This window comes from Leisingera sp. ABD4_442 (genome assembly GCF_056160905.1).
This window is the reverse complement of record NZ_JBSWYB010000002.1, coordinates 337,868-344,924: the sequence shown is the minus strand read 5'-3', so window position 1 is coordinate 344,924 and position 7,057 is coordinate 337,868. Positions and strand designations below refer to the sequence as shown.

General features: G+C 63.2%; 9 protein-coding genes. 3 read left to right on the top strand and 6 right to left on the bottom strand.

The window, feature by feature from the left end:
* Positions 1 to 218 precede the first annotated feature (218 nt).
* Complete coding sequence (locus ACXAHG_RS03655; protein ID WP_475055916.1) at positions 219 to 1,010, bottom strand: class II aldolase/adducin family protein; 792 nt, start codon at positions 1,008 to 1,010, stop codon at positions 219 to 221.
* Positions 1,011 to 1,107: 97 nt separating this feature from the next.
* On the opposite strand from ACXAHG_RS03655, the gene ACXAHG_RS03650 reads away from it, so the two are divergent.
* The gene (locus ACXAHG_RS03650; protein ID WP_475055915.1) at positions 1,108 to 2,031 is read left to right on the top strand and encodes a GlxA family transcriptional regulator; all 924 of its coding nucleotides are present in this window, start codon (positions 1,108 to 1,110) and stop codon (positions 2,029 to 2,031) included.
* Between the two features lie 78 nt (positions 2,032 to 2,109).
* Here ACXAHG_RS03650 and ACXAHG_RS03645 read toward each other — a convergent pair whose 3' ends face one another.
* From ACXAHG_RS03645 to ACXAHG_RS03630, 4 genes are all read right to left on the bottom strand, one after another.
* Entirely contained in the window at positions 2,110 to 2,940 is an 831-nt protein-coding gene (locus ACXAHG_RS03645; protein ID WP_475041070.1) for an OmpA family protein, read from the bottom strand.
* An 86-nt stretch (positions 2,941 to 3,026) separates the two neighbouring features.
* Positions 3,027 to 3,599, bottom strand: coding sequence for a peroxidase-related enzyme (locus ACXAHG_RS03640; protein WP_475041068.1), 573 nt, complete (start codon positions 3,597 to 3,599; stop codon positions 3,027 to 3,029).
* A gap of 5 nt (positions 3,600 to 3,604) precedes the next feature.
* Positions 3,605 to 4,330 carry a GNAT family N-acetyltransferase gene (locus ACXAHG_RS03635; RefSeq protein WP_475041066.1) on the bottom strand — a complete coding sequence of 242 codons (726 nt, stop codon included), beginning with the start codon at positions 4,328 to 4,330 and terminating at the stop codon, positions 3,605 to 3,607.
* Entirely contained in the window at positions 4,327 to 5,049 is a 723-nt protein-coding gene (locus ACXAHG_RS03630) for a competence/damage-inducible protein A (RefSeq protein WP_475055913.1), read from the bottom strand. The genes ACXAHG_RS03635 and ACXAHG_RS03630 overlap by 4 nt, the downstream gene beginning before the upstream one ends.
* Positions 5,050 to 5,098: 49 nt before the next feature.
* Between ACXAHG_RS03630 and sfsA the strand changes: the two genes are divergently transcribed.
* Entirely contained in the window at positions 5,099 to 5,803 is a 705-nt protein-coding gene (sfsA, locus tag ACXAHG_RS03625; protein ID WP_475055912.1) for a DNA/RNA nuclease SfsA, read from the top strand.
* A gap of 166 nt (positions 5,804 to 5,969) precedes the next feature.
* The gene (map, locus tag ACXAHG_RS03620; RefSeq protein ID WP_475055910.1) at positions 5,970 to 6,779 is read left to right on the top strand and encodes a type I methionyl aminopeptidase; all 810 of its coding nucleotides are present in this window, start codon (positions 5,970 to 5,972) and stop codon (positions 6,777 to 6,779) included.
* Between the two features lie 82 nt (positions 6,780 to 6,861).
* On the opposite strand, the gene ACXAHG_RS03615 is transcribed toward map, so the two are convergent.
* Positions 6,862 to 7,044, bottom strand: coding sequence for a hypothetical protein (locus ACXAHG_RS03615; protein ID WP_475055908.1), 183 nt, complete (start codon positions 7,042 to 7,044; stop codon positions 6,862 to 6,864).
* Positions 7,045 to 7,057: the final 13 nt, after the last annotated feature.

The window sequence follows — 7,057 nt, the reverse complement described above, 5'->3', positions numbered from 1 at the left end:
GGGTCTTTTTTGTTTTCCCATTCAGCGGCTGGGTGAAGAGGGGGGAAACCCCCCCCCCGGACAGGACCAACAAAATATTGCCCCCCTCTGGTTGGTCTTGGCGCCGTTGTGCTCCCCGCGCCGTGCATCCGCACGGCGCCGGGCCCAAGGCTTGCGGCGGCATCTTTGATGCAACCGGCAAGGCGCGGGAGCCCTCGGCCTGCGGTTCCGGACCGGTTTCAGCCTTTGTAATGAGGCGCCTCTGCGTCCAGCCGGCGGCGGATGGCGTGCCACTCCAATTCACCCTCGTAGCCATACCAGTCACTGGCAGCCATATCGCGCAAATGGCGTTTCTGCTCTGACTCGGGAATGGTGCGGATTTCAACACCCGGGCAGGCGGCCGCCTTTTGCACCTCCAGCTGTACCGCACAGGCCTGATCCAGGTAGAAGGAACGGAAGAACGCCTCGCCCGCCGTGGCACCAAACACAAAGGCGCCATGCCAGGCTTCCACCACAGCCTTTTTATCGCGGCCCGCTGCCAGCAATCCTGTCAGGAAATCATCGGTGCATTCGAACTCGTAATCGGTATAGCCCAGAACGCCGCCGCCGCCGATCATCAGATAGGCCTGGCTGTAGGGACCCACGCCCTCCTTTTGCGCACTAACGCCCATGATCGCCTTGGTGTGGATATGCATAATGCAGTTCTTCTCCGGCTCTGCCTCAAAGAACAGCTTGCCGATCTCCGTGGCCGAGGGGTTAGGCTCCCCGTTTTCCGGATTGTGGTTCACCCGGTCGAACCCGACCTTGATCAGGTTGGAGGCCGTGACCTCCTCATGCATCCAGCCATAGTGATGGGTGATCAGCGCGTCCTCGCCCGGCACCCGGATTGCATGCCACTGGTTGGTCTGATCCGTCAGCCGGTATTTCACCAGCGCATTGTAAATGGCAGCAAGCTCGCAGCGCGCCTCCCATTCGGCGTCCGAACAATTGGCCGGGCGGCCTTGCAGCGGGGATGGGGTCATAACGGTCATGAATGATCCTTTCGCAGTTTCCTAGGGCGAGGGTAACCGCCAGCTGGCAGCAAATATTTATCTGGAAACGCCCTTTATTTACCTCAATACTCCCGCCATGCACAAAACGGCCTTTATCCTCTTCCCCGGCTTTCAGATGCTGGCCTATGTCCTCGCGGCAGAAACACTGCGGCTGGCCAACAAATGCGCCGGAAAGACACTCTTCACCTGGGAGACGCTGGCCGCTACGCAAACCGCCGTACGGGCGTCAAACGGCGCGATCGTAACGCCGGACAGGACAAGCTGGCAGGAGGCTCCGCTGCCAGACCTCGTGCTGATCTGCGCCGGCTATGACCCGCTGCAAGCCGTCCCCGCGGGAACACGCGCCTGGCTGTCCCGAGCCGAGCGCAGCGGCGCAACCCTGGGCGGTGTGGACACCGGCACAGTGGTTCTGGCAGAATTGGGGTTTCTGGATGGGCACCAAGCGGTGCTGCACTACGAGGCAGAGCCGGGATTTCGCGAGACCTGGCCGGACATTGACGTCAGCGACCGGATCTACTGCCTGAACCGGCGCCGTCTGACCGCGGCCGGCGGCATCGCGACCGGCGACGCGATGCTGGCCTGGATCGCCGCACGCACATCCGAAGAACTGGCAGCAGCAACATCGGATGCCATGGCACATGGCGAAATCCGTCCCGCCGGCGTCCGGCAAAGGGTGGAAACCACTAAGGACCCTCTGCTGCAGCAAATGCACAGCCTGATGGCCGCGGACATCTCAGATCCCCGGCCGCTGGCAGAGATCGCCCGGACACTTGGCCTCAGCCCCAAGGTACTGCGCCTGCGCTGCCAGCGCGGGCACGGGATGAGCCCGCAGGCCTATTACCTGCAGCTGCGGCTCGGCAAAGCGCTGGACTTGCTGCGCAATACTCAGATGCCCGTGACCGAAGTGGCGCTGGCCGCGGGGTTTGTTTCTCTGCCCAGCTTTTCCCGCCAGTTCAAGGCCATGTACCAGCGCTGCCCGCGCGACATGCGCCGCCGCTGACTGACTGCCGCATTTCGCAACCCGGCGGACCGCGCCCGCTGGAGCGGCAGCATTGTGCAACATCATGGGCCCTGGTGTTCAGTCGCTGAGCAGCACCGCCTCCACCCGCCGGTTAGCCTTGCGCCCTTCGGGGCTGAGGTTGCTGGCAATGGGCGCAAGAAACCCTGCCCCGGCTGCTTCGATACGCGCTTCGTCAGCGTCATAAGCCTCGATCAGCCGCGCCTTCACTGATTGCGCCCGGCGCTCAGAGATGCCGGTATTCTGCTCCTGCGAGCCGACCGTGTCCGTATGCCCCACCAGCAGCAGCCGGTACTGCGGATTGGCCGCCAGATAGGCCGCCAGTTCCGCCAGGCTGGCGTAGCGGCCCTCCCGCAGCCGGGTCGAGCCGCTCTCGAAAACCAGGTCTGTCAGCACCGCGTGGCCCCGCACTTCCAGAACCTTCGCCAGTTCCACCGGCCGCGCCGGATCTGCCGCTGCAGATGCCTCTGCTTCAGGTTTCACCACCGCCACGGGTGCAGCCTCTGCCTGACCCACCGTGATCATCTGCACATAGGCCGCGCCGCCTGCCCGCGACACCAGAAGCGAAACTGCCTCTTTGCCTTTAGCCGCAGACAGGAAATGATAGCTGGAGATATCGACCATCATGTCCGGCGAAGGCACCACCTCGATCCCGAAGCGGAAGCCAAAACCGCCGCAATCCCGCGCCGCGCAGTCCAGCCGCAGCTCGAACCCCTGCTCCAGCAGCTGATCCCGCAAAGGCGCGAGGATTTGCAGCACGGTGCTGCCGCCCTCCAGCCGCCAGGTGCGTCGCAGGATCTGCCCCTCAAACCGTTCTGATGGCACCCTGTCGGCCTCTTCCGGGCCAACCGGCAACTGGTAGACACCCAGCGCCGAGACCCGCTCAGACACGGCAACAGCCCCCTGCGGCAGAGCAACCTCCGCCGCGCCCGGCAGGCCCGGCAGCAAAGCTGCGGCTGCAATGGTAATAAAACGTCTTAGCGGCACTGGCTGTGGTATTCCGGATTGGGCACCATGGCAGTGGCGCTGGCCACCCGGTTCGACATGTTGAAGAAACCGGCGACATTGGCGATGTCCCAGATATCGCGGTCAGAGAAACCCGCGTCGCGCAAGCCTTGCCGGTCGGCCTCTTCAATCCCGGCACTGGCCGTGGTCATCTTGGCGGCGAAATCCAGCATCGCCCGCTGCCGCGGCTCCAGCGGCGCCACCCGATAGTTCATCACCAGCATTTCACCCAGCTGCGGATCGCCCGACAGCTGCCGCACTGCCGCACCATGCGCCACCAGGCAATAGAAACAGCGATTGATCGCAGAGACCACCACCGCAATCATCTCCCGCTCCAGCTTGCTGAGGCCGCTGTCCGCCAGCATCAGGTCATTATACATAGCGGTGAAAGCGTTGAGCTTGCCGATGTCGAAGGCATTGGCCTTCAGCACATTGGGCACAAAGCCCAGTTTCTCGGTGCAGATATCGAAGTATTTTTGCGTTTCCGGCGGCAGCGGATCCACCATAGGCAGGTCGAGGGCTGTGGGCTGGTTATGGTCACTCATTGCAGTCAATCGCCTTGTTGCAAAATCCGGTAGTGGTACTCTCCGACGCAGTCCATACCAAGGGAAGCATAAAGCCCATTTGCGCCGTCGTTACGTTTCGTGCAAAGGACTGCCAATTCGCTGGCACCGTTCTCCACCGCCCAGAACGCCGCCTGGCGCATCATCCAGGCCCCCATTCCGGCGCGGCGCTGGTGCGGCAGGATTTCCAGCGCGTGGACCATCGCAACACCATCGTGAATGGCCACGAACCCCGCACCGGCCGGCTTGTCCTTGTGGCGGCCCAACAGGCCAGTCTTTGCCCCCTGTACACGGTTCATGACCGCTAGCCGCTCCGGCCCGATGCCGCCCTGCGCCCAGATCTCGCGCTGGATGGCCAGCGGCTCCCAGACACAAAAGGCAGTCACGCGGGGTACTGGAATATCCGTCAGCCGCGCCGCCGGGCAAGTCCACAAATTGACCGGATCCTTCACCGCGTAACCGCGCGCCGCCAACTGGGCATCCAGCTCTGCCTCGCCGTCGCGGATCATGAACAGGCAGTCCTGCCCCATCGCCCGCATCGCCTGTTCTGCGGCAGCGATCTCATCCTCCGAGGCTGCGCCATTCACGGTGGCCGCCGACACCCGGCTGCCGCCGCCCTGCCCTTCACGCAGGGTCACCGGCCCCAGTTCCCGGACCGAAGCCGAAGGCCAGGTCGCCTCAGTCACAGCATAGTAACGGGGATCCGTGGTCACTGCTCCAGCTCCTTTGCCAGCTCGGTCATCGCGGCATCCACCCGGGCGCCGTCGGTGCCGCGGATCACGATGTTGGCGCCAAAGGCACCGTCTTTCTGAAAGGGATAGCACCCCACCGACAAATCGCCGTAGGCCTCGGCCAGCGTCCGCAGAGGGCCCGCGATTTCGCCCTCGCCCCGCAGCACCCGCAGCGTCTGCGACAGCATCGGCCGGCCGCCCGAAAGCGTCGGCATCACGCTGGAGACCATCGCCTGGAAAATCATCGGCACGCCCGCCATCACATGCACATTGCCCAAGGTAAAGCCTGGCGCAGCCGAGACCGGATTGTCGATCAGCGCCGCACCTTCGGGAATGCGCGCCATCCGCAGCCTAGCCTCGTTCAGCTCGATCCCTTGGGTGTCGTAATGCGCCTGCAGGATTGCCCGCGCATCATCCCGTACATCCAGACGCGCCTCAAACGCCTTGGCGATGCAATCCGCAGTGATATCGTCATGGGTCGGCCCGATGCCTCCGCTGGTAAACACATGGCCGTACGCCCCGGACAGCGCCCGCACCGCATCAACGATCGCAGTCTCATCATCGCTGACAATACGCACTTCCTTCAGGTCGATGCCATGTTTGGCCAGTTCGCCTGCCAGGTAATGCATATTGGCATCGCGGGTGCGGCCCGACAGGATCTCATCCCCGATGACCAGCATGGCAGCGGTTGGATTGGCCATAATCTTCCTCCCCTTGATACCTCGTCTCCGCAGATATAGGCCTAAGCTCATGCGCTTTGAAACCCCTCTGATCCCCGCCGTGCTGATCCGCCGCTACAAACGCTTCCTCGCCGACTGCCGGCTGGAGGACGGACAGGAGATCACTGCCCATTGCGCCAACCCCGGCAGCATGATGGGGCTTGCTGAGCCGGGCGCGAAGGTCTGGCTGGAGCCTAACGACGACCCCAAGAAAAAGCTGAAATACGGCTGGCGGCTGGTGGAGCATGACGGCGGCCACTTCACAGGCGTCGACACCTCGGTCCCGAACCGCGCCCTGCGCGCCGCCCTGGAAGCGGGAGAGATCGCGGAACTGGCCGCCTACAAGACCGTGCGTCCCGAGGTGAAATACGGCGAGAAGAGCCGGATCGACTTCCTGCTAAGCCAAGACGGCCTGCCCGACTGCTATGTCGAGGTGAAAAGCGTGACCTTGTCGCGCCAGCCGGGTCTGGCAGAATTTCCTGACAGCGTCACCGCGCGCGGCACCAAACATCTTGGCGAGCTGGCAAGCATGACGGCCCAGGGCCACAGGGCGGTGATGCTCTACCTGGTGCAGCGCACCGATTGCATCCGCTTCCAGCTGGCTGCCGATATAGACCCGGCCTACGCAGACGCCTTTGCCAGCGCCCATGCCGCCGGGGTTGAGCGGCTGATCTACGGAACACGGATCACCCCCGATGGTGTCGAACTGGGCAGCCCCTTGCAGGCAGCGCGCTAAGGCAGACGCAACAGGCAGCGCACGCTGCCTTCATCCGCTTCTAACCCGCTGCTGCTATACAGGTGCCCCTTCAGCTTTGGGCACTGCCCCTTGCCCGCCCCCTCTGGCCCTTTTGGCAAAGACCGCTTAAATAGCTTCGGGACAACACGCGATGGAGCTCCGCCTGATGAGATCGAAAGACGGCCGCACAACCAAGGACGGCATCCGCATTCATGAAGCCGGCGATTATGCCGGCATGCACAAGGCGGGTGCGCTTTCCGCGCGCATTCTGGATGACATCGCCGCGCATGTGTTCCCCGGCCAAACCACCGGCGAGATCGACCGCATCATCACGCAGATGGTCGAAGACTCGGGTGCCAAGTCGGCCACTATCGGCTATAAGGGTTATCAGCACGCCAGCTGCATCTCGGTGAACCACGTGGTCTGCCACGGCATCCCCGGCGACAAGAAGCTGAAGGACGGCGACATCCTCAACATCGACGTCACGGTGATTGTCGACGGCTGGTTCGGCGACACCTCGCGCATGTTCGTGGCCGGCAAGCTGCCGCGCAAGGCAGAGCGCCTGATCCAGGTCACCCATGATTCGCTGATGAAAGGGATCGAGGCGGTAAAGCCCGGCAATACCTTTGGCGACATTGGCCATGCGATCCAGGCTTATGCTGAAAGCCAGCGGATGAGCGTGGTGCGCGATTTCTGCGGCCACGGGCTGGGCACGGTGTTCCACGCACCGCCCAATGTGCTGCATTACGGCCGCCCCGGCACCGGCCCGGTGCTGGAAGAGGGCATGTTCTTCACCATTGAGCCGATGATCAATCTGGGCCGCCCGGAAACCAAGATCCTGGCGGATGAGTGGACCGCCGTCACCCGCGACAAGTCGCTGTCGGCGCAGTTCGAGCATTCGATCGGGGTAACCGCTGACGGGGCCGAGATTTTCACCCTGTCGCCGGCCGGGAAATTTCACCCGACCTACGGATAAGCCGGTAGGGCGGAAGCGGGGGCCTGCCCCCGCACCCCCGAGGTATTTTAGACCAGAAAGAAGCAGCAGAGAGTTTTGGCAGCTATCTGTCCCGGTCCTCTGCTTCCTGCAGCCGCCACAGGGCCAGCAACATGGTGCCATCCGCCCAAGGGGTCACCGCATCCTGAATGAACAGCGGCGCCCGCACCGGTTTCGGCTTGGGCCGGCTCCGGATTTCAACGCCCTTTGCGGGCTGCAGGAACGGGGTTTGCAATGTCTGTTCCATAAGCGGAACAATA